This is a genomic window from Mesorhizobium sp. P2_D1 (assembly GCF_056404455.1).
On record NZ_JBFUDZ010000049.1, the window covers coordinates 17,868 to 44,146 of the forward strand.

At 64.7% G+C, this 26,279-nt stretch carries 24 protein-coding genes; 13 read left to right on the plus strand and 11 right to left on the minus strand.

Annotation, left to right across the window (positions count from 1 at the left end):
* Positions 1–14: 14 nt before the first annotated feature.
* Positions 15–2,252, minus strand: coding sequence for a heavy metal translocating P-type ATPase (locus tag AC1D0I_RS26185; RefSeq protein WP_477398739.1), 2,238 nt, complete (start codon positions 2,250–2,252; stop codon positions 15–17).
* 108 nt (positions 2,253–2,360) lie between these two features.
* Here AC1D0I_RS26185 and AC1D0I_RS26190 point away from each other — a divergent pair, with 108 nt between their 5' ends.
* Positions 2,361–2,777 carry a MerR family transcriptional regulator gene (locus tag AC1D0I_RS26190; protein ID WP_477300529.1) on the plus strand — a complete coding sequence of 139 codons (417 nt, stop codon included), beginning with the start codon at positions 2,361–2,363 and terminating at the stop codon, positions 2,775–2,777.
* A gap of 18 nt (positions 2,778–2,795) precedes the next feature.
* On the opposite strand, the gene AC1D0I_RS26195 is transcribed toward AC1D0I_RS26190, so the two are convergent.
* The gene (locus AC1D0I_RS26195; protein WP_477282514.1) at positions 2,796–3,353 is read right to left on the minus strand and encodes a GNAT family N-acetyltransferase; all 558 of its coding nucleotides are present in this window, start codon (positions 3,351–3,353) and stop codon (positions 2,796–2,798) included.
* A gap of 191 nt (positions 3,354–3,544) precedes the next feature.
* On the minus strand, positions 3,545–5,740 hold the full coding sequence (gene katG, locus AC1D0I_RS26200) for a catalase/peroxidase HPI (protein WP_477398741.1): 2,196 nt from the start codon (positions 5,738–5,740) through the stop codon (positions 3,545–3,547).
* 264 nt (positions 5,741–6,004) lie between these two features.
* On the opposite strand from katG, the gene AC1D0I_RS26205 reads away from it, so the two are divergent.
* Both AC1D0I_RS26205 and AC1D0I_RS26210 read left to right on the plus strand, forming a co-directional pair.
* Positions 6,005–6,955, plus strand: a complete 951-nt coding sequence (locus AC1D0I_RS26205) for a hydrogen peroxide-inducible genes activator (protein WP_477228129.1) — start codon at positions 6,005–6,007, stop codon at positions 6,953–6,955.
* 181 nt (positions 6,956–7,136) lie between these two features.
* Positions 7,137–8,120: a hypothetical protein gene (locus AC1D0I_RS26210; protein ID WP_477398743.1), complete on the plus strand. Its 984-nt coding sequence runs from the start codon at positions 7,137–7,139 to the stop codon at positions 8,118–8,120.
* A 182-nt stretch (positions 8,121–8,302) separates the two neighbouring features.
* On the opposite strand, the gene AC1D0I_RS26215 is transcribed toward AC1D0I_RS26210, so the two are convergent.
* Positions 8,303–8,752, minus strand: a complete 450-nt coding sequence (locus AC1D0I_RS26215) for a GatB/YqeY domain-containing protein (protein WP_477398745.1) — start codon at positions 8,750–8,752, stop codon at positions 8,303–8,305.
* A gap of 277 nt (positions 8,753–9,029) precedes the next feature.
* On the opposite strand from AC1D0I_RS26215, the gene carA reads away from it, so the two are divergent.
* Positions 9,030–10,235: a glutamine-hydrolyzing carbamoyl-phosphate synthase small subunit gene (gene carA / locus AC1D0I_RS26220; protein WP_477228132.1), complete on the plus strand. Its 1,206-nt coding sequence runs from the start codon at positions 9,030–9,032 to the stop codon at positions 10,233–10,235.
* Between the two features lie 36 nt (positions 10,236–10,271).
* Here carA and AC1D0I_RS26225 read toward each other — a convergent pair whose 3' ends face one another.
* A complete protein-coding gene (locus tag AC1D0I_RS26225) occupies positions 10,272–11,537 on the minus strand; it encodes a TCR/Tet family MFS transporter (RefSeq protein ID WP_477398747.1) in 1,266 nt (421 codons plus the stop codon).
* A 155-nt stretch (positions 11,538–11,692) separates the two neighbouring features.
* A complete protein-coding gene (gene ypfJ, locus AC1D0I_RS26230) occupies positions 11,693–12,619 on the minus strand; it encodes a KPN_02809 family neutral zinc metallopeptidase (RefSeq protein ID WP_477398749.1) in 927 nt (308 codons plus the stop codon).
* Between the two features lie 193 nt (positions 12,620–12,812).
* Between ypfJ and AC1D0I_RS26235 the strand changes: the two genes are divergently transcribed.
* Positions 12,813–14,882, plus strand: a complete 2,070-nt coding sequence (locus tag AC1D0I_RS26235; RefSeq protein ID WP_477398751.1) for a hypothetical protein — start codon at positions 12,813–12,815, stop codon at positions 14,880–14,882.
* Positions 14,883–14,897: 15 nt separating this feature from the next.
* On the opposite strand, the gene AC1D0I_RS26240 is transcribed toward AC1D0I_RS26235, so the two are convergent.
* Positions 14,898–15,086, minus strand: a complete 189-nt coding sequence (locus tag AC1D0I_RS26240) for a hypothetical protein (protein WP_095090960.1) — start codon at positions 15,084–15,086, stop codon at positions 14,898–14,900.
* A gap of 109 nt (positions 15,087–15,195) precedes the next feature.
* Positions 15,196–15,651, minus strand: a complete 456-nt coding sequence (gene mntR, locus AC1D0I_RS26245; protein WP_167392353.1) for a manganese-binding transcriptional regulator MntR — start codon at positions 15,649–15,651, stop codon at positions 15,196–15,198.
* 231 nt (positions 15,652–15,882) lie between these two features.
* Here mntR and AC1D0I_RS26250 point away from each other — a divergent pair, with 231 nt between their 5' ends.
* The 3 genes from AC1D0I_RS26250 (at position 15,883) to AC1D0I_RS26260 (ending at position 18,936) form a co-directional block, all read left to right on the plus strand.
* Complete coding sequence (locus tag AC1D0I_RS26250) at positions 15,883–17,247, plus strand: Nramp family divalent metal transporter (RefSeq protein WP_457153166.1); 1,365 nt, start codon at positions 15,883–15,885, stop codon at positions 17,245–17,247.
* 74 nt (positions 17,248–17,321) lie between these two features.
* Positions 17,322–18,164 carry a protein-L-isoaspartate O-methyltransferase family protein gene (locus AC1D0I_RS26255; protein WP_477398753.1) on the plus strand — a complete coding sequence of 281 codons (843 nt, stop codon included), beginning with the start codon at positions 17,322–17,324 and terminating at the stop codon, positions 18,162–18,164.
* A 118-nt stretch (positions 18,165–18,282) separates the two neighbouring features.
* A complete protein-coding gene (locus AC1D0I_RS26260; protein ID WP_477398755.1) occupies positions 18,283–18,936 on the plus strand; it encodes a dihydrofolate reductase family protein in 654 nt (217 codons plus the stop codon).
* A gap of 187 nt (positions 18,937–19,123) precedes the next feature.
* Here the strand turns inward: AC1D0I_RS26260 and AC1D0I_RS26265 are convergent, their stop codons facing one another.
* Positions 19,124–19,993 carry a LysR family transcriptional regulator gene (locus AC1D0I_RS26265; RefSeq protein WP_477398756.1) on the minus strand — a complete coding sequence of 290 codons (870 nt, stop codon included), beginning with the start codon at positions 19,991–19,993 and terminating at the stop codon, positions 19,124–19,126.
* 178 nt (positions 19,994–20,171) lie between these two features.
* Between AC1D0I_RS26265 and AC1D0I_RS26270 the strand changes: the two genes are divergently transcribed.
* Positions 20,172–20,771, plus strand: coding sequence for a LysE family translocator (locus AC1D0I_RS26270; protein WP_477398758.1), 600 nt, complete (start codon positions 20,172–20,174; stop codon positions 20,769–20,771).
* A 21-nt stretch (positions 20,772–20,792) separates the two neighbouring features.
* Here AC1D0I_RS26270 and AC1D0I_RS26275 read toward each other — a convergent pair whose 3' ends face one another.
* Positions 20,793–21,587 carry an SDR family NAD(P)-dependent oxidoreductase gene (locus AC1D0I_RS26275; protein WP_477398759.1) on the minus strand — a complete coding sequence of 265 codons (795 nt, stop codon included), beginning with the start codon at positions 21,585–21,587 and terminating at the stop codon, positions 20,793–20,795.
* Between the two features lie 218 nt (positions 21,588–21,805).
* On the opposite strand from AC1D0I_RS26275, the gene AC1D0I_RS26280 reads away from it, so the two are divergent.
* Complete coding sequence (locus AC1D0I_RS26280) at positions 21,806–22,264, plus strand: MarR family winged helix-turn-helix transcriptional regulator (protein WP_477398761.1); 459 nt, start codon at positions 21,806–21,808, stop codon at positions 22,262–22,264.
* A gap of 18 nt (positions 22,265–22,282) precedes the next feature.
* On the opposite strand, the gene AC1D0I_RS26285 is transcribed toward AC1D0I_RS26280, so the two are convergent.
* A complete protein-coding gene (locus AC1D0I_RS26285; protein ID WP_477398763.1) occupies positions 22,283–23,461 on the minus strand; it encodes an MFS transporter in 1,179 nt (392 codons plus the stop codon).
* 206 nt (positions 23,462–23,667) lie between these two features.
* On the opposite strand from AC1D0I_RS26285, the gene AC1D0I_RS26290 reads away from it, so the two are divergent.
* From AC1D0I_RS26290 to AC1D0I_RS26300, 3 genes are all read left to right on the plus strand, one after another.
* Complete coding sequence (locus AC1D0I_RS26290) at positions 23,668–24,024, plus strand: ArsR/SmtB family transcription factor (protein ID WP_457152519.1); 357 nt, start codon at positions 23,668–23,670, stop codon at positions 24,022–24,024.
* Between the two features lie 78 nt (positions 24,025–24,102).
* Positions 24,103–24,861, plus strand: coding sequence for a metallophosphoesterase family protein (locus AC1D0I_RS26295; RefSeq protein ID WP_477398765.1), 759 nt, complete (start codon positions 24,103–24,105; stop codon positions 24,859–24,861).
* A gap of 307 nt (positions 24,862–25,168) precedes the next feature.
* On the plus strand, positions 25,169–26,074 hold the full coding sequence (locus AC1D0I_RS26300; protein ID WP_477398767.1) for an SH3 domain-containing protein: 906 nt from the start codon (positions 25,169–25,171) through the stop codon (positions 26,072–26,074).
* Positions 26,075–26,279 lie beyond the last annotated feature (205 nt).

Below are 26,279 nucleotides of genomic sequence, written 5' to 3' on the forward strand. Positions count from 1 at the left end.
AAGACAAAAGCGCGTCACCCGCGCCAGCGCAGCAGGCGCATGGCGTTGGCGGTGACCAGCACGGTGGCGCCGGTGTCGGCCAGGATCGCCGGCCACAGGCCGGTGATGCCGGCAATGGTGGTGACCAGGAACACCGCCTTCAGCCCGAGCGCCACGGTGATGTTCTGGCCGATGTTGGCCATCACCGCCCGCGACAGTCGCACCATCCGCACGACATCCATGACCCGGCCATGCAGGATCGCCGCATCGGCCGTTTCCAGCGCCACATCGGTGCCGCCGCCCATGGCGATGCCGATGTCCGCGGCGGCGAGCGCCGGTGCGTCGTTGATGCCGTCGCCAACCTTGGCCACCCTCAGCCCCCCGCGCTGCAATTCGCCGACGATGCGCAGCTTGTCCTGAGGCAAGAGCTCAGCCCGCGCCTCGATGCCGAGCGAAGCGGCGATGGCTTCGGCCGTGCGTCGGTTGTCGCCGGTCAGCATCACAGCGCGGATGCCTTCGGCCTTTAGCGCCGCAATGCCGGCCGCCGCATCCGGCCGCGGCTCGTCGCGCATGGCGATCAGCCCGGTCACCACGCCATCGGCCACCAGCACCGAGACGGTCTTGCCCTGGCCGTTGAGGCTGTCGATAGCAAGCCGCTGCGCCTCGGTCATCGCAGCACGTTCGCCCGCCGCCTGACCGGAGCCGAGGAAGACCGCGACGCCGCCGACGCTGCCCTCGACGCCCTTGCCTGAAATCGCCTTCGCGGCCAGGGCCGGCGGCACCGGCGCCTTGGCGGCCTTGGCCTTGTCCAGTATCGCCACCGCCAGGGGATGGCTGGAGCCCTGCTCAAGTGCTGCCGCCAGCGCCAGCACGGTGCGTTCGTCGAGCCCATAGGCCACGATGTCGGTAACCACCGGTTTGCCCGCGGTCAGCGTACCGGTCTTGTCGAAGGCGACGGCGGTGATCCGGCGAAAGCCTTCCAGCACGGCACCGCCCTTCATCAACAGGCCATGCCGCGCGCCGGTGGCCAGGCCCGCGGCGATCGCCGCCGGCGTCGAGATGACCAGTGCGCAGGGGCAGCCGATCAACAGGATCGCCAGGCCTTTGTAGATCCATTCATTCCAGTCGCCGCCGGCAACCAGCGGCGGCAGCAGCGCCACCAGCGCCCCAACCACCAACACAGCAGGCGTATAGTACCGTGAGAAGCGATCGATGAAGCGCTCGGTCGGCGCCTTGGCTTCCTGCGCTTCCTCCACCAGCCGCACCACCCGGGCGATGGTGTTGTCCGATGCTGCTGCCGTCACCCGAACCTTGAGCACACCGTCGGTGCTGATCGTGCCGGCGAAGACACCGTCCGAGACACCCTTGCGCTTCGGCGTGCTCTCGCCGGTCACAGGTGCTTCGTCGATAGCGCTCGCTCCCTCGACAATCGCGCCATCGGCCGGGATACGATCACCTGGCCGCACCACGATCACGTCGCCGACGACAAGGTCTTCGGCTGGGACTTCGACCGTGCCGCCTGCCCGCTCGACAAGTGCCGTCTTCGGCACCAGGTCGGCAAGGCCTTGGATGCTGGCCCGTGCCCGGCCGGCAGCGACGCCTTCCAGCATTTCGCCGATCAGGAACAGCACAACCACGGCGGCGGCTTCCTCGGTGGCGCCGATCATCACCGCACCGCTGGCGGCGATGGTCATCAGCATCTCAATCGAGAACGGCGTGCCGGCCAGTGCCGCCATCAGCGCGCGCCGGGCGATCGGCACCAGGCCAACCAACAGTGCGGCCAGGAAGACCCAGCGCTCGGCCGCCGGAAACAGATGACCGATGCCGTAGGTGGCAAGAAGCGCTGCAGCACAGGCCAGCGTCAGCGCCGCGCGGCGGCTGCGCCACCACGCCTGCCTCGACTCGGCATCGCCGTGGAGATGGGCGGAACCGACGGTCCGCTCGCCGACCGGCTCGCCGCCATGGTCGTGGCCTTCATGATCGTGATCAGCATGATCATCTGCCTTGGCCACTAAAGCACGCCCGTCGATCTTGGCTTCCGCCCTGGCGATGGCATAGCCAAGCCGCGTCACCTGCTGCAGCACCTTGTCTTCGGGCAGTACACCGCCGTGGCTGACCGTCATGCTGGCGCCGGTCACCGAAACCGAGACGTCGGCGACGCCATCGAGACGGCGCACCGCCGTCTCGATCTTGGCCGCGCAGGAGGCGCAGTCCATGCCGTCGATCTTGAACCGTGTCTGCCTGATACTTGGCTGCCTGAGGGGAGCCGTCATCGCATCACCTGTCTGGCTTGCCCGCGCGGCGTGCCGCCGCGTGAGTCTTGAACCCTGATGTCGGACACTGTAATTGCTCTAGTCACTAGAGCTTCAAGAGGCAAAATCATGTTTTCGATCGGCGATCTCTCCCGTCGCACCGGGGTCAAGGTGCCGACCATCCGCTACTACGAGCAGATGGGCCTGGTTGCCGCACCCGAGCGTTCGGAAGGCAACCAGCGCCGCTATGGCCGGCAGGAGCTCGAGCGGCTGGCCTTCATCCGTCACGCCCGCGACCTCGGCTTCGCCGTCGAGGATATCCGCTCGCTCATCGAATTGAGCGGCCACCCCGAGCAGCCATGCGGCCATGCCGACCGGATCGCCGGGGAGCAACTGATCTCGGTGCGGGAAAAGATTGCCCAGCTGCAGCGGCTGGAGGCCGAACTCGAACGCATCGCGTCTTGCTGCCACGGCAATACGGTCGGCGACTGCTACGTCATCCGCGCCTTGTCCGACCACGCGCTGTGCGCCGACGAGCACGGGTGAGGAGGACTCGCGCGCCCGCTACAGCTCGATCCGGAACCGCAGGCTTTCCGCTCCGCCATAGGCGGCATCCTCGAAGAAACGCTCGACCAGCTTGCCGCCATTGGTCAGGATCACCTTGTGCGACGCCGGATTGCCCGGCTTGGCGGTGATCTCGACATAAGGCAAGCCGACCGCCCTCGCCTCGTCCAGCATCAGCCGCAGCGCCTCGGTGGCGTAGCCACGCCGTCGCTTCCACGGCACCACCGCATAGCCGATATGGCCGAGCACATGCGGCGGCAGCGCAGCCGTACCTGGCTGCCAGCGAAAGCCGATCGAACCTGAAGCTTCGCCGTCCCAGATCCAGCGCCGAAAGCCCGGCAGGCGCGGCACCTTTCTGCCGTCGGGCAAGGTTATAGGGCCGCCCTTGGCCAGGGGGTCATCGAGGTCGGCGAGAAAGGCCACCGGATCCTTTTCGATGGCCGCAAGCTGCTCGCGCGTCGCTCGCTCGAGCCGCACATTGTCCGGCGACCAGCCGCGCTCGAGCGCCGCCTTGTAGGACGGTAGATGTTCAAGCGCGGGTTTGACGAGTTCGACCATTTTGCACCGGCGGAGTAGCTGCGCCGATAAAGTAGCAGCATTATCCGCGAAGGCACGGTCCACCAGGGCGCACCCTCTTGCGACAAGGCCGCATTCCCATCGCTGGAAACGCGGCCCTGGTCTTATCCCTTGGGAGGAACCGACGCTCTGGCGCAACCATTCCCAGGCCGCGCCAGTGCCTTCTGCCGAGCTCAGGCGATATCAAAACGGTCGGCGTTCATCACCTTGGTCCATGCCACCACGAAATCCCTGGCGAATTTCGCCTTGGCGTCTGCGGTCGCATAAACTTCGGCCAGCGCGCGCAGCTGCGAGTGCGAGCCGAAGATGAGGTCGGCACGGGTGCCGGTCCACTTGACTTCGCCGGTCTTGCGGTCGCGGCCTTCGAACACATCCTTGGCGTCCGAGGTCGCCTTCCACTCCGTGCCCATGTCGAGCAGGTTGACGAAGAAGTCGTTGCTCAGCGTTTCCGGCAGCTTGGTGAAGACACCGTGCTTCGACTGCCCGGCATTGGCGCCGAGAACGCGCAGGCCACCGACGAGAACCGTCATCTCCGGCGCCGTCAGCGTCAGCAGTTGCGCGCGGTCGACCAGCGCCTCCTCGACGGTCAGCCGCTGCTTGCCGCTGACATAGTTGCGGAAACCGTCAACGGTCGGTTCCAGCGGTGCGAAGGAGTGGATGTCCGTCTGCTCCTGCGAGGCATCCATGCGGCCCGGCCAGAAGGGAACGTCGACGCTGTGGCCACCGTCCTTCGCGGCCTTCTCGACGGCGGCGCCGCCGCCGAGAACGATCAGGTCGGCAAGCGAGACCTTCTTGTTGCCGGTCTGCGAAGCGTTGAACGCCTTGCGGATCGCTTCGAGCTTGTCGAGCACCTTGGCGAGTTCCGCCGGCTGGTTGACGGCCCAGTCCTTCTGCGGCGCAAGGCGGATGCGCGCGCCATTGGCGCCGCCGCGCTTGTCGGAGCCACGGAAGGTCGAGGCCGACGCCCACGCCGCCGACACCAGCTGCGACACCGACAGGCCGGACGCCAGGATCTCGGCTTTCAGTGCTGCAGCGTCCTCTTCGTCGATCAGCACATGATCGACCGCCGGAATGACGTCCTGCCAGGGCAGTTGCTCGTTCGGAACCAACGGACCGAGATAGCGCACGAGCGGGCCCATGTCGCGGTGGGTCAGCTTGTACCAGGCGCGCGCGAACGCGTCGGCGAACTGAGCCGGGTTTTCATGGAAGCGCCGCGAGATCGTCTCGTAGGAAGGATCGAACCGCAAAGCGAGGTCGGTGGTCAGCATGGAGGGAGCGTGGCGCTTGGCCGAATTGTGCGCATCCGGCACGCTGCCAGCACCCGCGCCGCCCTTCGGCGTCCACTGGTGCGCCCCGGCGGGGCTCTTGGTCAACTCCCATTCGAAGCCGAACAGATTGTCGAAGAAGTTGTTGCTCCACTTCGTCGGCGTCGTCGTCCAAGTCACTTCCAGGCCGCTGCCGATAGCGTCGCCGCCCTTGCCGGTGCCGAACGTGCTCGCCCAGCCAAGGCCCTGCTGCTCGATGTCGGCGCCTTCCGGCTCCACGCCGACCAGCGTCGCATCGCCGGCACCATGGGTCTTGCCGAAGGTGTGGCCGCCGGCGATCAGCGCGACGGTCTCCTCGTCATTCATCGCCATCCGCGCGAAGGTATCTCTGATATCGCGCGCGGAGGCCAGCGGATCAGGCTTGCCGTTCGGTCCTTCCGGGTTGACGTAGATCAGGCCCATCTGCACGGCACCGAGCGGATCCTGGAGATCGCGGTCGCCGCTGTAGCGCTCGTCGGCCAGCCACTTGCCTTCCGGACCCCAGTAGATGTCCTCCTCGGGCTCCCAGACGTCGGCGCGGCCGCCGGCGAAACCGAAGGTCTTGAAGCCCATCGATTCCAGCGCGACGTTGCCGGTCAGGATCAAAAGGTCGGCCCAGGAGATCTTGCGGCCGTACTTCTGCTTGATCGGCCACAACAGCCGGCGGGCCTTGTCGAGGTTGACGTTGTCCGGCCAGCTGTTCAGCGGCGCGAAGCGCTGCTGGCCTGCCCCGGCGCCGCCACGGCCGTCGGCGATGCGGTAGGTGCCGGCGCTGTGCCACGCCATACGGATGAACAGCGGCCCGTAATGGCCGAAATCGGCGGGCCACCACTCCTGCGAGTCCGTCATCAGCGCATGCAGGTCCTTGATCACGGCGTCGAGGTCGAGGCTCTTGAATTCCTCGGCATAGTCGAACGCCTCACCCATCGGATCGGACAGCGGCGACTGCTGATGGAGAATCTGGACATTGAGCTGATTCGGCCACCAGTCGCGGTTGACCCTGCCGACGGCTGTGTGCACGACCGGGCATTTGCCCGTGCTGGGGTCGTCAGTTTGTGCGTCCATGTTTTTCTCCGATCGTGGCTGTGTTGAGCTGTTTCAACTGCTGCGTGAACAAGGACAAAGGATGTCCCTGGAAGCGGTCCGTTTCGTGGCTGGCGCATGACCGTATGCCAGATACGCGACCGAATATCTTGGATGTTCCTGTCACTGCGGGCACGCCCCGGACGAAGCCGTCCCGGCTGCTCCTCATCTCCCTTGCAGCTCCTATAGCAAAGCTGCGCGATTAATTTAAGTTGGATTTCCTGATTACAGCGATAAGGTGACATTATGACAAACCTGACGCTGAAGCAGCTGCGCTATTTCGAGGCGTTGGCGCGGCACAACCACTTCGGGCGCGCGGCCGACGCCTGCGCGATCTCCCAGCCTGCCATTTCGGTGCAGATCAGGGAACTGGAGGAAACGCTGGGCACGGAGCTTTTCGAAAGAGGCGCTAGACAGGTCCGGCTGACCAATTTCGGCGAAGAATTCGCCTTGCGCGTCCGCGACATCCTGCGTTCGGTGGACGAGCTCGCCGATCTCGCGCGTTCCTCGCGCGACAGGCTGGTCGGCCGGCTGCGCATCGGCGTCATCCCCACGATCGCGCCCTACCTCCTGCCGACGATCATTGGCAACCTCTCGAGCATGCATGATGGCCTCGATATCCATGTGCGCGAGACGCAGACGCAGAAGCTGATCCAGGAACTGGCGGACGGTCGGCTCGATGCGGCCATCGTTGCCTTGCCGGTGTCCGAACCATCGCTGACGGAAATCGTGCTGTTCGCCGAGGCCTTCGTCCTGGTCCGGCCCGGCGAAGACGAGGGAAAGCCGGTGCCCAATCGCGAAATGCTGCGTGAAATGCGGCTGCTTCTGCTGGAAGAAGGCCATTGTTTCCGCGACCAGGCACTGTCCTTCTGCAACATGCATTCGGCACGGCCACGCGAGTTGCTGGACGGCAGCTCGCTGTCAACCCTGGTCCAGATGGTCAGCGCCGGCATCGGCGTCACCTTGATCCCGGAAATGGCCGTGCCGGTGGAGACGCGCTCGGCGTCGGTCTCCATCGCCCGCTTCAGGAGCCCTCAGCCGTCACGGACGATCGGCATGGTCTGGCGCAAGACCAGCCCGATCGCCAAACAGCTGCTGCGGATTTCGGAAGTCGTTCGGCAGTCGGCCGACGCACTGCGCGCACAGCACAATCCGACACCGATTGCGCACCTGCTGAACCTGACGGCAACCGCCTGACAAACACGCCTTGGTTTCCGGCTTCGCGTGGTTAGCTTGCGGATTGCCTGACCATTTTGAAAACACCGCTTGGGCGGCCTGCTAAACAAGATGTGTTTCGCCGATTGGCGCGAGGCGATTTATGATCGATTCGCGGCGGCAACACCGCAAGGAATTGCGAACGGGCGGGAGAATTGATCAGGTGCGGTTGAGATCTGTCCCTCTGGGTGTCGTCGCCAGCCTCCTCCTCGCCGTCATCGCTTTGACGGTGTCGGCGCGGTCGTTTGCCGCGCTTCCCGATGTTCCCGCCTGGTTGCAGGCCCATGTCGGCGACAGCGATGGTCAGATCTCGCAAGTGGTCCTGGAGCGGGCCCGCGCGCTTTACCTGAAAAAGGTGGCGCAAGGTGCGATCAGGAACCCCTGCTACTTTGCCATGGATGCCACGCGTCCCGGCGATCTGGGCAATGGCGTGCTCGGGCGCCGGTACTATGTCATCTGCGAAGCCAGCCAGTCGTTTCGCGCGATCTCATCGGGTCATGGCGCCGGCCGGAATCTGAAAGGCACTGTCGATTTTTCAAATGGCAGACGGTGCGCGAAGAACTTCGGCAACGCCATGGATTCTGAACTGACCGCCGGCGGGGCCTATATCACCCGCGAGGCGAAAACATCGTTCAAAGGCTTTTATCGCACCGGTGCGAAACAGGACGCGGCTTTCCTGCGCACCTTCATACAGTTCGACGGCGAAGGCGAAGCCGCCAATGCCAGGCAGCGGGTGATCGGCGGCCATGCGGCGCAGGTGCTGCGCGCCCAGTGCATGCGCAAAAATCCGAACAGCTCATATGCCGACCATGACGGTTTGGTGCCGTTCGGCAAGCTGGTGGACTATCCTGGCGGCCGCAGCAACGGATGCACCAGCTGGTCGCCGGTGGATGCGCGGCAGATCATCTCGATGGTGAAGGACAACCCGACGACGCTCTACATCTATCCGGAATCACGCGACATTGCCGCGGTAGTGGCACACCGTTCGCAGTCGGGCGGTGTGCCCTACTGGAACGCATCCTGCCTGAAGGAAATCGGCGCGCCGAAATTCTGGCCGAGAAAAACCCTCGAGCCGATCATCGCCCAATACAAGACGGATCATCCGGCACCACCGCCCCAGCCACTGCCGATCTGCAAGGGGTCTTGAAGTCCGCACCCGGATAGGCTGCCGCCCAGCCAGGCGATGCTTTCGGCGCTCTCGGGAGAGCCTTTCAGGCAAGACGAGATCAGGCACCTGATCCGCATCGTTGTCGAAGACATTGGTGAACGGTCAGGCCGAATTGGCAACCGCTGACGGTCGCAAGCCCCGGTCAGCGATGGGCGGCAAGCCTACTGCAGCAGGCCCTTGACGATGCCGCTTGCCTTGCCGAAATCCATCTGGCCGGCATATTTTTGCTTCAGCGCGGCGATCACCTTGCCCATGTCCTTCTGGCTGGCCGCACCTGTCGCCGCGATCGCCTCGCGCGCGGCCACGGCCACCGCGGCCTCGTCCAGCTGCGTCGGCAGGAAGGCGCGGATGATCTCCATCTCGCCACGCTCCTGCGCCGCCAGTTCCGGTCGCTTGCCGTCGTCGAAGGCCTTGGCCGATTCCTCGCGCTGCTTCACCATCTTGGCCAGGATCTGCAGGATTTCCTCATCGCTGGCAGGGTCCTTGGCCGAACCACGATTGGCGATGTCGCGGTCGTGGATGGCCGCCTGGATCAGCCGCAATGTCGGCAGCMGGTGCTTGTCCTGCGCCTTCATCGCGCTCTTCAGGGATTCGGCGATTTTGCCACGCATGGTGCTTTCTCCTTCGATGGGCGCGGACAATAGCGCCGGGGACAGGCCAACGCAAACCCTGATATTGCCAGGCAAGCCACTGATATTGCTTGACGAAATAAATCGGAGCCCGATTGCTCATGATCATTGACCGCTTTGCGCCCTTCCCCTATGTACTGGGCCTTGCATGAACTGAAGCTTGACTGCGTGGAAGCCGCGAAATCGCCGCTTCGCGCTATTTGCCGCGCAGATGGTCCGCCAGGCCGATTGCAGCGTGCAGACTGATAGGAGCGCCGCCATGGCCGAGATGACCCCCGCTTGGGCAACCGAAAGGCCGACCGCCCTTCTGGTGCTGGCCGACGGCACCGTCATCGAGGGTCGCGGCCTGGGCGCCACCGGCTCCGCCGTCGCCGAAGTCTGCTTCAACACGGCGCTGACCGGCTACCAGGAAATCCTCACCGACCCATCCTATGCCGGCCAGATCGTCACTTTCACCTTCCCGCATATCGGCAACATCGGCACCAATGAAGAGGACATCGAGGATCTCAATCCGGTTGCACGCGCCGGCGCTGTCGGTGCCGTGTTCAAGGCCGATGTCACCAACCCGTCCAACTACCGCGCCGGTACCGGTCTCGACCAGTGGCTGAAGAAGCGCGGCATCGTCGCCCTTTCGGGCATCGACACCCGCGCGCTCACCGCGCTGATCCGTGAAAAGGGGATGCCCAACGCAGTCATTGCGCATGCGCCCGACGGCGTCTTCGACCTCGACGACCTGAAGCAGCGCGCCGCCGCATGGTCGGGCCTGATCGGGCTCGATCTCGCCAAGGAAGTCACGTCAGGTCAGTCCTCGGTCTGGCGCGAGACGCCATGGGTCTGGAACGAAGGCTTTGGCGAACAGGCCGATCCTTCGATGCATGTCGTTGCCATCGACTACGGCGTCAAGCGCAACATCTTGCGCCTGCTCGCCGGCCTCGGCGCCAAGGTCACCGTGGTGCCGGCCAAGACCGGCGCTGAAGAAATCCTTGCCATGCAGCCGGACGGCATCTTCCTCTCCAACGGCCCCGGCGATCCCGAAGCCACCGGCGACTATGCCGTGCCGGTCATCCAGGACCTGCTGAAGACCGACATCCCGGTGTTCGGCATCTGCCTTGGCCACCAGATGCTGGCGCTGGCGCTCGGCGGCAAGACCGCAAAGATGCATCAGGGCCACCACGGCGCCAACCATCCGGTAAAGGACCACACCACCGGCAAGGTCGAGATCGTCTCCATGAACCACGGCTTTGCCGTCGATGCGGACTCGCTGCCATCAGGCGTCGAGGAAACCCATGTCTCGCTGTTCGACGGCTCGAATTGCGGCATCACGCTGACCGGCCGTCCGGTGTTCTCGGTCCAGCATCATCCCGAGGCCTCGCCCGGCCCGCAGGATTCGCACTATCTGTTCCGCCGCTTCGTCAATCTGATCCGCGAAAAGCGCGGCGAAGAATTGCTGGCGGAGCGGGCTTAACCGGAAGCGGCGCGCGCCTCACGCGCCCGTCATCGCTCATATCTGCGCTCCATCTTCCGCCACGCTGGTGGTGACGTTTCTGACCGCCACCGGCTTTGCCACCTTGGTGACGAAGACGATCAGCGCCAGCGTCAGGAAAAACGCGCCAACCAGATAGGGCGCGCCACCGAAGGTCACGGGCGCTCTCGGCCCGGTGAACCAGGAAAAGATCGCCGTATAGAGCAGCGGAGTGATGATCGAGGTGATCGAAAAGATCGAGGTCATCGCGCCTTGCAGTTCGCCTTGCGCTGAAGGCGGCACCTTGGCGGCGGCGAGGCTCCTCAGCGGCGGATCGGCCAGCGCTTCCAGGCAGCCGACGACGATCACCGCATAGATCATCCAGCCTTGCGACGCGAAGGCGTAACCGAAGGCGCTGAGCGCCGTGAAGGCAAGGCCGATGGCTGCCGTCTTCCACTCGCCAAGCCTGGGGATCACGCGCGGCAGCACCGTCGCCATGACGATCGCCCCGCACAGGCCGAAGGCGCCGAGCGAAAAGCCGATCTGCTGCTCGCTCCAGCCGTAGCGGTAATTGGAGACGAACGACCACACCGCCGGATACATCATGTGCCCGAGCGTCATCAGGAAGAAAACAAGCCCGATCCAGCCGATGCCTTTGTATTGGCGCATCTGCAGGAGCGTCCCAACCGGGTTCGCGCGTTTCCACTCGAAGCGGCGGCGATGCTTGTCGTCGAGCGTTTCCGGCAACAGGAACAGCGCAATCAGGAAGTTCACGAAAGCCAGCCCGGCGGCGAAATAGAACGGTACGCGCGGCCCGAACGTACCGAGCAGTCCGCCCAGAACCGGCCCGATGACGAAGCCGACGCCAAAAGCGATGCCGAGCAAGCCGAAATTCTTCGCCCGGTTCTCATCGTTGGAGATGTCGGCGATGAAGGCGGATGTCGTCGAATAGCTGGCGCCGGAAATGCCGGCCAGCACGCGCCCGATGAACAACATCGGGAAGGACCAGGCGACGGCGCAGATCAGGTTATCGATGGAAAAGGTCAGCACCGAGGCAAGCAGGATCGGCCGCCGTCCGAAACGGTCGCTCAAGCCACCCATGATGGGCCCAAAGAAGAACTGCATCGCCGCATAGACGAAGAACAGCCAACCGCCCTCGATCGCCGCTCCGCTGATGCTGACGCCAGTCAACTCCCTGAGATAGGCCGGCAACACCGGCATGATCATGCCGAAGCCGATGATATCGAGCAGCAGCGTCGTGAAGACGAGCGCAAGGCCCCGTCTGGCGGTTTTGGGGTCGATCATAAAGGGTCAAGCTCCTCTGCTCGCCCTGGGGCGCAGGCGGACGCACCTTATAGGCGAGCTTGTCGCCCGGAACAATAAGGGAACACGCTTGATATTTTCATCCTGACATCCCCTGACGGCGGTTCGCCGTCAGGTCGATCTCGGAAAACGGTCTCTCAGATCGGGCCGCTCAGCGTGTTGCAATCCGAAAGCTTGCCGCTCTTGTAGCCGCGCGCCAGCCAGGTTTGCCGCTGCTGCGAGGTGCCGTGGTTGAAGCTTTCTGGCACGACATAGCCTTGCGTCTTCTTCTGCAGCGTGTCGTCGCCGATCTGCTTGGCGGCGTTCAGCGCGCTTTCTATGTCGCCCTGCTCCAATATGCCTTTCTGCGCCGTGTAATGTGCCCACACGCCGGCAAAGCAGTCAGCCTGAAGCTCTATGCGCACCGACAGCTGGTTGGCATCGGCTTCGCTCATGCCTTGCCGCATCTGGTTGAACTTGCCCATGATGCCGGTCAGGTTCTGCACATGGTGGCCGACCTCATGCGCGACCACATAAGCCCGGGCGAACTCGCCCGAGGCGCCGAATTGCTGGTCGAGCTGCTGGAAGAAGGTCATGTCGAGATAGACCTTGTGGTCGCCGGGGCAATAGAACGGTCCGGCTGCTGCGGAGGCAAAGCCGCAGGCCGAGCGGACCTGGCCGCTGAACAGCACCAGCTTCGGGTCTTCGTAGGTCAGGCCCTGCGATTTGAAGATGCCGGTCCAGGTGTCTTCGGTCTCGGCCAGCACGGTGGCGACGAACTGCTTCATCTCGTCGTTGGCGGGCGCACCCGCGCCGCTGTCCTGGCCGCCGCTGTCGTCGGTGATCTGCCCGCCGCCGCCCGGCAGCAGGCCGCCGTCGCCGCCGCCCAGGATCGTCGACGGATCGAAGCCGAAATACCATCCGGCCAGCACCACCAGGATGACGAGGAAGATGCTGCCGCCGCCCCCGGCACGACCGCCAATCGGAATGCGGAACTGACCGGGGCTGCCGCCGCCGAGCCCGCCGCCGCTGTCGCTGCGGTCGTCCTCGATATTGTCACTCTGACGACGGCCTCTCCAGAGCATGGCAACTCCTCGCGCTGCGAACTTCCCCATTGTTCCGGCATGGCCGGTTCAACCCAACAAACAATTATCCCAATGGTTGCACCAAGTCACAGCATTTTTCGATACTGGACCCCTGCCGAATGGCGGCCTCGCCGCTCTGGCCGAGACCACCGAAGGCCTGTAGCATCGCCGCAAACGGAGGGGTGCGCGCGGTTTGAAGACGATCGGTGAATTCGTGTCGCTGCTCGCGGCCCTGCTTTGCCTTGGTCTCGCAAGTGCCGGCGCGGTGACGCTTGATTCCAGTGTCGCCGTCACCGATCCTGCCACTTTGCAGGCACTGGAGCGTGGCGGCCTGTCGATCAGCCGCCTGCTCGGTCCGGCACTCGGCCTCACCCGCGAGGTCGACAATCGCGGCCTGTTTTCGGTGCCGGCGCTGGCCACCGTCCGCGACACCGTCAAGCTTGAGATCGCCGACGAACCGAAGACCAGTCCCGACCCCTATGTCGCGGCCATGGCCAAGTCGACCGACATCAGCCAGAAATTCAATCCGAAATACATCGACGACGACGGCTCGACGCTCGACCTGACCGGCGTCGTCAACCGCATGGATCGCGGCTATCTCGGCCATACCGAATGCGGCGAGATCCGGCTGATCTATCGCTTCCACTATTCGGTCGCGGAAAAGCCGGTGAAGGGAAAGGCGGGCCAGCGCATTTCCTCGCGCCTGCCGCTGACCATGAGCCTGGTGTTCAACGCCAAGCCCACGCGGGCCCAGGCCCGTGCTTCAAGGGATTTGCCGAGCGCAATCGATGTATCCTGCGCCGAAATCGCCAAGCGCTGGCTTGCCGCCGGGCAGAAGGATCTGCCGCCAGACCAGTTGGCGGCTTGGCTGCGCTCCGACGAAGGGCCGCTCTCCGGCGCCATGCTGAACTCGTCGCAGATCATGCGGCTCGAACTCAACATGCAGGTGCTCAGGCTATCGGCCTCGACGCGTCGCGATTTCGGCGGCCACGCCGAATATCTGCTGAAGATCTTCAAATGGAATCCGGCCACCTCGAGCTTCTACGAATCGAAAATGGAGAACCAGATCGACCGGGCGATCGTGCTGACCGACAAGCCGTCCTTCGCCAAGTGGCTGCTCACCGACCGCAACATCTACGACCTCGATCATGGGCGGCTGGTCATCGACGAAAAGTTCCTGGCCAAGAGCGCCGTCTCCGTAGCACCCGGCGGCCTGAGCCGGTCGCAGAACAACATCGCCTATGGGCTGGTCGACGACGCCGATATCGACAAGGCGCTGAAGGACTACGTTGCCAGGGGCAATACCCTCTCCTCCGTCAAGTCGGTGGCCGGCTTCGAACTGCGGCTCAATGAGATGACCTGCACCGGCTGTCACCAGACGCATGGCATTGCCGGCTTCCACTATACCGGCGCCGACCCGGCCAGCGAGCCACGCCGCAACGCTGTCTTCGTGCCGGGCTCGGCCGTGTTCTTTGCCGACCTGCCGCGTCGACGCGCCATCGTCGAGCAGTTCGCCGCCGGCGGCCATCCGGATTTCACGCGTGGCTTTGCCGCCCGTCCGGACCAGAAATATGCCAAGGCGCTGAAGGGCACCGACCTCTACAATGGCTGGGGCTCGATCTGCTATCGCGGCGAGGATTTGAGCTTCAAGGACTGGAGCTGCGGCGAAGGCCTGCGCTGCGCCGGCGTCCATGAAAGCGCCATCCATCCGGGGTTCGGCACCTGCGTCAGCGAGGCCGGGACGGCGGTGGGCGACCCCGTCGAGTTCGGCGAGATAAAAATGTCGACATGGGGCAACGACCGGTATTGCCGGCTGTCACCGGCCACCGCCAAGGCATGCGCCATCGATCCGGCGCGGGACAAGAAGCCGCCGGTCAAGCTCGCCGGCTATGGCGCCGCACGCCAGCGCTATGACAATCCGCAGCAGAAAACCGGCGGCTTTCCCGGCGGCATGCTGCGCAAAGCAAGCTGCGACAAGCTTCCCGACGAGGCGACGTGCGGACGGTTGGCCAAAACCGGTTTCAACGACTGTATCGCGTCGGGCAAGGATCACAAATTCTGCACCAAGGAATTCACCAAGACCGCCGGCCTGCGTGCCTGCGACAAGGCGCATCCCTGCCGCGAGGACTATATCTGCACCGCCGGCTATGATGACCTGCCCCAGGCCAAGCCTGGTGAAGGCACCTGCATCCCGCCTTATTTCATCTTCCAGTTCCGCGTCGACGGCCACCCCAGAAGCTGGGTGCAAGATGTCAGGGAGTGAGAGCCCGGCAGGCGACTAATCCCTCTGCTTGGCGCCGGCGCTCTTGCCGTCGGAACTTTTAGAGCGCTCCTCGAAACGCGCGGCGCCCTTCTTCAGCGGGTGACCGGTCTCGGCTTCGGTCTTGCGCTCGTCCTTGGCCGCCGCCTGTTTCAATCCCTTGGCCGCCTGCTTGCCCTTAGCGGTCGGTGCCTGTTCAACGCCCATCACTTCCTCCCTTGGCGCGCGCCAATCGCGCGGTGTCAGGAGCAACGTGCGTAACATCAGGCGGTTCCCGCGCGGCTTCGTCGTTCGGGAAACGCGGCGCTGACGCAGCTCAGCGTGCCGCCGTCATCGCCTTGCGGAATGCCTCGAGCGTCTCGGCGCTGACATGGTGCTCGATGCCCTCGGCATCGATGCGCGCAGTCTCGGCGCTGACACCGAGCGAGCGCAGGAAGGCTTCCACCGTCTGGTGGCGGATGCGGCTCTCCACCGCGACCTTGCGGCCGGCATCGGTCAGGAACACGCCGCGATAGGGTTTTCTGGACACCAGGCCGTCGGCGCACAGCCTGGTCAGCATCTTGGCCACCGTCGGCTGGGCGACGCCGAGCCGTGCGGCGATATCGACCTGGCGCGCCTCGTTGCCGTCTTCGATCAGGTCGGCGATCAGCTCGACATAATCCTCGACCAACGCGCTGCGGCGCGCTTCGCGCGTGTGCCTAAACCCCTCCGAATGGACGTCGGCGTCAGGCAGCGGCTTTTCGCGCGGGACCGGTCTGTTCTTCAGCGCCAATGCGCGCCCCTCCTGGGAGTTTAGCCGTCCATGCATTCATAGCACGGGCTCTGATTCTTCAGGCCGTTTATTTGCATTCCGCCACAGGCGCAACCTGCGTTGTCGGCGACCGTTCCCGCGCCAGGTCACGGCTCGATCAAAAAGCACCGACAATGAAATATAGCTTATTGCATAATGTTGAGCCATGGCATAGCTTAGGGTACCATCGACACGTCTCGCGGAAAGCCCCTCATGTCTGAAGTCGAAGCCACAGCCTCCCAATCCACTTGGCGGTTCGCCAGGCCCGAGGAGGACGACCAGCCCAGCCTGCGCGAGGTCAATTCTTCCATCGCCGTGCCGAACTCGGGCGTTTGGTTCCGCCGGCTGTTCGCCTTCATGGGCCCCGGCTACATGGTCTCGGTCGGCTATATGGATCCGGGCAACTGGGCGACCGACCTCGCCGGTGGCGCGCAGTTTGGCTACACGCTGCTCTTCATCATCATGCTCTCTAACCTGATGGCGATCCTGCTGCAGGCGCTGGCTGCCCGCCTCGGCATCGCCACCGGCCGCGACCTCGCCCAGGCCTGCCGCGCCTACTATCCGCGCCCCGTCAATTTCATGCTGTGGATCGCGTGCGAACTGGCCATCATTGCTTGCGACCTGGCCGAAGTCATCGGCACCGCGATCGCGCTGCAGCTTCTGTTCGGCATTCCGCTGATCGGCGGCGCCGTGCTCACGGCGCTCGATGCCTTTCTCGTGCTTCTGTTGATGAACAAGGGTTTTCGCTATCTCGAAGCCTTCGTCATCGCGCTCCTGATCATCATCTTCAGCTGCTTTGCCATCCAGATCTTTGTCGCCGCCCCGCCGGCCGGCTCGATCCTACATGCCATGTTCATTCCGTCGTCCGAGATCGTCACCAATCCGGCAATGCTCTACATCGCCATCGGCATCATCGGCGCCACCGTCATGCCGCACAATCTCTATCTGCACTCCTCGATCGTGCAGACCCGCGCCTATGAGCGCACCGACAAGGGCAAGCGCGACGCCATCAAATGGGCGACGACGGACTCGACCATCGCCCTGATGCTCGCCTTGTTCGTCAACGCCTCGATCCTGATCGTGTCGGCGGTCGCCTTCCACGACACTGGCCACCAGGATGTCGCCGAGATCGGCCAGGCCTTCGAGCTGCTGTCGCCGCTGCTGGGCCTCGGCATCGCCTCGATCCTGTTCGCCGTCGCGCTGCTGGCTTCCGGCCTGAACTCGACTGTGACGGCGACGCTGGCCGGCCAGATCGTCATGGAAGGTTTCCTGCGCCTGCGCATCCCCAACTGGGCACGCCGCCTGTTGACGCGCGGGCTCGCCATCATCCCGGTGGTGATCGTCACCGCGCTCTATGGCGAAAAAGGCACCGGCCAGTTGCTGGTGTTCAGCCAGGTGATCCTGTCGATGCAGCTGCCCTTCGCGGTTGTCCCGCTGGTGCAGTTCGTCTCCGACAGGAAGAAGATGGGCAACCTCGCCATTCCGCGCGGCGTCGCGGCACTGGCCTGGGTGGTCGCCGCGATCATCCTGGTGCTCAACTTCAAGCTGCTCTACGACACCATGTTCGGGGTCGGCTGAGACGCGACATCGACTGCTCTGCTGAGAGATAGTCCGGCGACAAATCGGCAATCCGCGCTATCTTCTCCCGCGTCATGACCGGGATCGAAGACGCCAGGAAGTTCTACGCGAGGCTGATGGCCGCTAATGCCGGCTCGCCCGATCCGCGCCTGGAGGCGGTCTTCGCCGAGGTGCCGCGCGAAGCCTTCCTCGGTCCTGGGCCGTGGACGATCATCGCCGGCAACGGCAAGATCACGACGCCGAGCGCGGATCCGGCTCACATCTACCAGAACGTGCTGGTGGCGCTCGACAGCGACAAGGGCATCAACAATGGCGAGCCGTTCCTGCACGCCATGTGGATCGGCAAACTTGCGCCCAAACCCGGCGAAGCCGTTTGCCACATCGGCGCCGGCACCGGCTACTACACTGCGGCGCTGGCCAAACTGGTTTCGCCCGGCGGCACCGTCACCGCTTTCGAACTCGACAAAAACCTGGCCGAGCTCGCACGACAAAATCTCGAAACCTATGGCAATGTAACCGTCGTCCATGGCGATGCCGTGACGTCGCCCTTGCCGCCATCCGACATCATCTACGTCAATGCCGGCGTCGCCGCGCCACCGGTGGGATGGCTGAAGGCGTTGCGGGCGGGCGGTCGCATGATCTTTCCCTGGCGCCCGGCCGAGCGCGTCCCGCTGGCAGTGATGGTGACCCGCACAGAAAAAGGCTTCGCCTGCGACCCCTTCATGCGCTCATGGTTCATTCCATGTGTCGGCGCCTCGGTTGCAGACCCCGCGGCGAAGATCCCGACGCGCGACCAGGCCGCGCGCAGCCGCTCGATCTGGCTGACGTCGGACAAGCTGCCGGACCGCACCGCCACGGCGATCTTCGGTGAGGTCTGGTTCTCCTCGCGCGTCCTCGATGCAAGGCCTCGCAGGTGACGCATCGACGGCGGGGCTGCCAAAATCTTGCCAGCGGTGTCGGACGGGCGGCGATCCGCGCGTCCTTGGGCTGAAGTCCAGCCGCGACGGCGTGGATTGAAGAAACCGGAGCATTGGAATGAGAAAGATCATCGCCGCGACATTCGTCAGCCTCGATGGCGTCATGCAAGCCCCAGGCGGTCCGGAAGAGGATCCGGCCGGCGGCTTCAAATTCGGCGGCTGGACGTTCCACTACTGGGACGACGCCATGGGCGCGTTCATGGGCGAGACCTTCACCAAGCCCTTCGACCTGCTGCTCGGCCGCAAGACCTACGACATCTTCGCCGCGCACTGGCCGGACCAGGACAACGATCCGATCGCCGAAAGCTTCAACGCCGTCACCAAATATGTGGCTACGCACAGGCACGACACGCTGACCTGGAACAACAGCCAGTCGCTGGGCGACGACGTCGTGGCAACGCTGCGCAATCTGAAGCGGGAAGACGGCCCGGACCTGCTCATCCAGGGTTCGAGCGACCTGATCCAGACCTTGCTCGCCAATGACCTGATCGACGAGATCAGCCTGCTGATCTTCCCGCTGGTGCTGGGCAAGGGCAAGCGGCTGTTCGGCAACGGCACCATGCCTTCCGCCTTGAAGCTGACCCGCTCGCAGGCCTCCAGCACCGGCGTCATCATGGCGACCTATGAGCCTGGCGGCGAGATCAAGACCGGATCGTTCGCACCGGAAAAGCCATCCGAGGCAGAGATCGAGCGGCGCAAGAATTGGAAGTAGCGAGACCTGGGTTCCTCGCCCCCGCCAGAGCGTGGGAGAGGTGGCCGCGAAGCGGACGAAGAGGGGATTCGTAGAGCGAATGCCCATTGGAACTGGGCACCGTCGCGCAGGCCCCCTCTCCGTCTCGGCTTTGCCGAGCCACCTCTCCCCCACTTTCGTGGGGGCGAGGAACCCTGGTCCTGTCTGGTCAAGCCGCCTGCGCTCGTCTGGCCAGCCCTTCGCGGATATGCCGCGCGAACTCCTGTGCCGCCGGCCCGACACCATGCCTCGGCAGATGCAGGTTGATGGCAAAATTCGGCAGTGGCGGCAGGCCTGAATCGAACGGCAATATGTCGAGATCGGCCGGCACGGTGGAGGCCAGCCATGTCGTGACCGCAAGATCCGAGCGCACCGTTGCTGTCGTCGCGTCGATGTTGCCGTTCTCGAACACGGTGCGCCATTCCAGCCCATGCTCACCTAGCGCCGACAGCACCGCCGGCCGGAAGGCGCAGGTGTCGGCAACGATCGAAACCGGCAGCGGCCGCTTGGCACGGGCAACGCCGCCCTTGGCGCCGACCCAGACCAGCCGGTCTATGGCCAGGCACTCGCCGGCCGACGGGCCGACCCGTTCCTCGATCACCGCAAGGTCGATGGTGCCGGCCGCGAGGGCAGCGGCGAGCTCCGGTGACGAGGCGCAGACCAGCGATATCTCGACCTGCGGATAGGTCTCGGCATAGCGCTTCAGCACCGGCGCCAGCAAGGTGCCGACAAGATCGTAGGGCACGCCGAGCCGCACCTGGCCGGCCACCGCGGTGCCCGCCATGTCGGTCCAGATCTCGTCATTCAATGCCAGCAGGCGCTTGCCCTTGGTGAAGAGCCGCTCACCGGCGCGCGTCAGTCTGAGGCCGCGCCGGTCGCGCTCGAACAGGCTGGAGCCGAGCGCCTCCTCCAACCGCTTGACCTGCTGGCTGACCGCGCCTTGCGTCAGGTGCAGCGCATTGGCAGCCGCCGTCATGCTGGCCTTGTCAGCGACGGTGATGAAGGTGCGGATCAGTGCCATGTCGAGATTTCGGTTCATGCTTGCATTATGGCTGCTAATGCCGGCCATAGCAAACATTGCATTTACTGAAGTTCATGCGCGGCTAGGATGGCGGTGTCCGACAATGCATGTCGCCCAAAAGTGCGCAGCGGTTTTGGGAGAACGACATGCAGAAACAAGAACTTGAAGCGTGTCGACACGCTTCAAAGGAAGCCGCATGCTCGAGCCGATCATCCCCCTCGTCCTGTTTGCGATCGTTGCCACCACCACGCCCGGCATTGCTACGACCTTGTCGACGGCGTCCGGCGCGCAATTCGGCTTTCGCCGTTCGGTCCCTTTGCTGGTCGGCAGCGCCGCCGGCCTCGCCACGGTGACGGGAGCGGCCGCTGCAGGGCTCGCCGGCCTGCTGCTTGCGGTGCCCTCGCTGCAACTGGCGATGAAGGTCGTCGGCTCGCTCTATCTCGTCTGGCTGGCGATCAAGATCGGCCGCAGCGGACCGCCCAACCTGGACGTCACCATGGCCAATCCGAACAGCTTTCTCGGCGGCGCCGGCATTCAATGGATGAACCCCAAGGGTTGGGCGATGGGGCTCGGCGCGGCGGCCTCGTTCGCGGCTTTGGCCACCGGCCCGCTGCAGCTTGCGCTGCTGCTCGGCGCCACATTCGGCCTGGCAGCGGCTGCCTCGCTGTCGCTGTGGTGCGTGGCCGGCATGCTGCTTGCCCGGCTGCTGAAAACCGAGTGGCAATGGCGCGCACTCAACATCGTGCTGGCGCTGGTGCTTGCCGCCTCGATCATTCCAATGTGGCGGTCGGCCTGAACGCCAACCGCCACGCAGGGATCAAGCCGCGTAGCGTGCCGCCGGCTTGTTGGCATGCAGGCTGCCGTAGAAGGCTTGGCGCGCGCCGAGGAAAGTGTCCAGCTTGCTGGCGTCGGCAAGCCCCGGCACCGTAACCGTTTCGCCCTTGGCCAGGCCGACAAGTGCGGCATCAACCAGATCATCCGCCGTCATGACGATCTCCTTCGGAAGGCTATCGATATCGCTGCCGGCAATTTCCCAGAAATCGGTCCGGGTCGCCCCTGGCAGCACCACCTGCGCCTTCACCTGCGTACCCGCGACTTCGCGCTGCAGGGCTTCGGTGAAGTTGACGACATAGGCCTTGGTGCCGCTGTAGATGCCGCCGAACGAGGTGTCGAAGGCAAGCACCGAGGCGATGTTGACGATGGCGCCACGGTTGCGCGCCACCAGACCTGGCAGCACCGCGCGGGTCAGCCGCGTCAAGGCGATGACATTGACCTTGATCATGCGCTCGACGGCGTCGGCATCGGCTGTCGCTACCACCTGCTGGCCGCCAATGCCGGCATTGTTGACCAGCACCGTCACGCTGTCGTCGGCGGCGATCGCCTGCTCGACGCGGCGGACGTCATTGTCGTCGGCGAGATCCGCGCTGATCACGCTGACCTTGCGGCCGTAGGCATAGCGCAGCTTCTCCGCCAGTTCCTCGAGCCGGTCGGCGCGACGCGCCACCAGCAGCAGGTCATAGCCCTGCCCTGCCAGCCTGTCCGCATAGACCGCACCTATGCCCGCTGAAGCTCCGGTGACCACCGCCGTGCCCTTGTTGCTCTGTCCACTCATTGTCCTGTTCCTTCTTCGACTGATTGCTTCGTTTCGACTTTTGCCGCCGGCACCATGGGCAACTGCCCTTGCCTTGCCGCCAAAGCCATCTGATTTCATTTAGTGGCATATACCACTATTCAAGAAATAGGCATATGCCACTATCTTGTCAATGATCGGAACGGGGATTATTTAAGGGTCAGCGATCGGGCGTGATGCAGCCGTCGCCGAGAGAAAAAATGTCAAAAGATGCCCTACCCGGCCTAACACTGTGCAACAACGCCATGCTGCGTCGCGCGGCACGCAAGCTCGGCCAGTATTATGATGATGTGCTTGCGCCTTCGGGCCTCAAGGCCACGCAGCAGGGCCTGCTTTACCAGATCCATATCGGCAACGAACCGGCGATGGGCGCCATTGCCGCGTCCCTGATCATGGACCTGTCGGCGCTTGGCCACACGCTGAAGCCACTGATCCGCGACGGCTATGTCGAGACTTTCGCCGATCCGGACGACCGCCGCATCAAGCGCGTGCGGCTGACGCCGCAGGGTCTGGTCAAACTCGATGAGGCGATGAAGCTGTGGCACGTCGCCCAGCAGCGTTTCGAGGACGTGGTCGGCAAGGATCAGGCGGCAAAACTGCGCGCGGCGCTGGATGACATCGCCGCGCTGGATTTCGAGCTGCCGCAGGCCACTCCCTGAAGCGTTAGGCGACAGACTCTACTCAGCCGGCATGGCAACCGGCCGCGCCGCCCAGCGCCCGGCCAGCACGATGCCGAGCCCGATGATCGGGAAGGCCGCCGCGACCAGGCCGAGATCGGCCGGCGCGCCATAGCGCAGCACTGCGCCCCCGACCACGGCGCCCAGCGCCACGCCGAGATAGAGTGCCGAACCGTTGAGCGACAGCACGATCGGCGCGGCGTCGGGCGCCAGCTTGATGATGCGGCTGGCCTGCGCCGGCGGGAACGCCCAGCCGACAATGCCCCACGGCACCATCATCGCCATCAGCGCCGGCCCGGCAATATGGGGCGGCAGGAAGGTCGGGATGACCGACAGCATGACCAGCATGGCCGCACTCAGCGTCAGCGACCAGCCGACGGTGCGCGTGGCGCCGAACCGGTCGGCTGCCTGGCCGCCGGCGATGTTGCCGATGACGGCGCCGACRCCGAAGGCGAGCAGCATGCCGGGCAGCGCGATCTGGCTGAGCCCGCCGCCCTCGATGGCGAGCGGCGCGACATAGGCAAAGACGGTGAAGGCGCCGGTCAGCGCCAGAAGCGTCGTCAGGAGGATCGGCATCACGCCGGGCCGCAGCGCAGCTGCCAGCCTGCGCTTCAGGGGCAGCCTGGTGCCGACGATGCCGCGTGGCAGCCGGTACCACAGGATCGCGCCGGCAAGCGCGCCAAGGCCGGCAATGGCGTAGAACGTGCCGCGCCAGCCGGCGAATGCAGCGACCAGAGCGCCAAGCGGCGCGCCGACCGCGACAGCCACCGTGGTGCCACCGACGACGACGGCAATGGCGCGGGCCCGGTGATGGTCATCAACCAGCGCCACCGCCGTGCCTTGCGCGGTCGCAGCGAACAGGCCTGACGACATCGCCATGACGATGCGCGCGATCAACAGCAGTTCGAAGGAGGAGCTCAAGGCGGCGGCAATGTTGCCGATGACGAAGAACACCAGCGTCCACAGGATGACGCGGCGCCGGTCCCATTCGCCGGTCAGCGTCGCCAGGATCGGCGTGCCCACCGCATAGGCGAGCGCGAAGGCGGTGATCAGCGTGCCGGCCAGCGGAATGGAGATGCCCGCGTCCGCCGCGATGTCCGGCAAAAGGCTGGAGATGACGAAGCCTTCGGTCGAGATCGTGAACGATCCGAGCGCAAGCCAGAAGAGGCGCTTGTCCATGGGGCGTGTCCTTAGTTCAAAAGTTATTGAACAATTGGACATGGCAAGGCATGATGTCAATGAAGCCAGGGAAAAATAGCAGCACCCTCCTGACAGCCCTGTGTCAGCACAGTCGGTCAGCACGGATCGCAACGGAAGAACGGCGCGTATGCGCAGAGCAGGATGGATGCGTTGAAATCGGCCCGAACTGTGCTTAGTTTCCAGCCATGACCTTGCCACACCCCAATACCGACCAGATCAGCCTGCCGATCGTGCTCGGCGTGCTCGGTGACCCGACGCGGCTCGCCATCGTGCGCTATCTCGCCAGCAAGGAAGGCGTGGCGCTGAACTGCAGCCAGTTCCTCGACCTCGGCTCCAAGACCAATCTGAGCTATCATCTGGCCAAACTGCGCGAGGCCGGGGTCACCCGCGCCGAAGTCGTTGGCACCAACCGCATGATCACGCTGCGTCGCGCCGACCTCGACGCCCGCTTCCCCGGCCTGCTCGACAGCGTCATCGCCGCCGCCGGAGACGATCCCGCGCTGCCCGCGGTCGGTGGCCACGATCTTGAAGTTTCCGCCTGACCCTTGCAGGAATTGGGTTCCTCGCCCCGCATAGCGGGGGAAAGAGAAAACGCTGCCCCACGTTCGGAGCCACCCAAGATGCGCATCGCCGTCCTCGCAGATATCCATGGCAATGTGCTGGCGCTGGACGCCGTGCTTGACGATCTGAAGCAGCGCGGCGGCGCCGACCTGACCGTCAATCTCGGCGACAGCGTTTCCGGCCCGCTATGGCCGCGCGAGACGTTTGCGCGGCTGGAAGCGCTCAACCTGCCGACGGTGCGCGGCAACCACGACCGTCGCGTCGCCGCCGATCCGGCCAGTGACGAGATGTGGCCTTCCGACGCCTATGCGCAGGAGCGGCTGACGCAGGCGCAGCGCGAGGCGCTGTTCGCGCAGCCGCTGACGCTCGAGATCGCGCCCGGCATCATCGCCTTCCACGCCCGGCCCGACCATGACGAGAAATATCTGCTCGATGCGATCACCGATGGCCAGCTGGTGCGCGCGCCATTGGCGGCGATCCGACGGCGGCTGAAGGCGCTCGACCCCGTCTGCCGCATCGCTCTGTGCGGCCACAGCCACCGGCCTGAGCTGATCCGCATTCCCGATGGTCCGGTCGTCTTCAATCCCGGCAGCATCGGCTGCCCCGCCTATGACGATGCGACGCCACCGGCGCATGTCTCGGAGCAGGGCTCGCCGCATGCGCGCTACGGCATTGTCACCTTGGGCAGCGCCGGCCAGCCCGACCGCTTCGAGGCCATCGCCGTCGACTACGACCACGAAGCCGCGGCCAGACAGGCCGAAGATGCGGGACGCCCGGAATGGGCCCACGCGCTCAGGACGGGGTTCATGCCAGGCTGAGCTTGCTCATGCCAGGCTAAACGCAACTGCGTTTATGCCGCCCGGCTAAACGCAAATGCGTTTATGCCGAGGCTGAACGCCCTTGCGTTCATGCCACCAAGGTCAAATTTTCGGGCTTACATGGCGGCGCGCCGTCGCTTATAAAACCGGCCGGGCATGCGACGGGCTCGATCCGCAGCGTGCACGGTGTCTTAGAGTATCAGCGCACGGTCGAATGATGAGGCGCACAGTTACGCTCCGAACAACCCTGCATGCGCTGATTGCCGCTCCGCTTCTGATGGCGGCTTGGCCCGCTGTTGGCCCCGCCATGGCCGAAGAATCGCCGGATCTCGTCATCTCCATCGTCACCGGCCTTGCGCCGGATGACCTTCTCAATATCCGCACAGCAGCGTCGCCGGTCGCCACGGTCGAAGCGCGTCTGGCCGGAGGCGCCAGCGTCACCAATCTCGGCTGCAACGACGTCAACGGCAACAAATGGTGCAAGGTCGAGAGTACCGGCAAGGACAAGCTGAGCGGATGGGCGCCGGCGCGCTACCTCATCCCACTCAATCCGGCCCCCTATGTCGAAGGCCAGGCAAGACCGGCCGACGCACCGACGGTCGCCTCCACTGGCAATGAGGCCGATCAGGCATCGGCGCCGGACAAACCACAAACCGGCGACCCCGCCAAGCCACAGCCGCCGATCGCACCGCCGTCCGACCTGGCGGCGCGTCTGGATGGCGCGGGTCCGGAGGCTGGCGCCGAAAGCACCCAGAGATCAGCCGTCGAAATCGGCCAAACGGCCATGCGGGATGCGTACGGCCTGGCCTTCGCGGTGCAGGAAAACCCGACGAGCGGCGAGATCGAAGAGCCAACGGCCGCGGCATCCATTGCCCCGCCGCCTGACTCGCAAGCCGTGGCGCGGCTGGAACCGCCAGCCGGCCATGCCACCCCATCTGACCACGTCACCAAAGAAATTCCCTGCGCCCGCTATGTCGGCGAGCCGATGACCCGCTGCCCGGTCAGCGTCGTGCGCGCCGGCACGGACAAGGCCGATGTCACCGTCACCTGGCCAGACGGCGGCACCCGCGTCATCTCCTTCGTCGCCGGCAAGCCGGCCGGCTCCGATGGGCAGAGCGACTTCCGCTTCACCCGCGAAGGCACCCTCAACATGATCCGCATCGGCGTCTCCGAACGCTTCGAGATCACGGATCGGCTGGCGCTGGGGGATTAGTCACGCACGCCGGCGGGACAGCGCCCCCCTCTGTCCTACCGGACATCTCCCCCTCCAGGGGGGAGATTGGATTGCATAGCCGCTTTCGCCAATTTTCAACGTTCAAAGAAGAGGCAGTGAAATCGAAGCTGCCAATCTCCCCCCTGGAGGGGAGATGCCCGGCAGGGCAGAGGGGGGCGCGACGGAACGAGACGCTTGTCTGCTC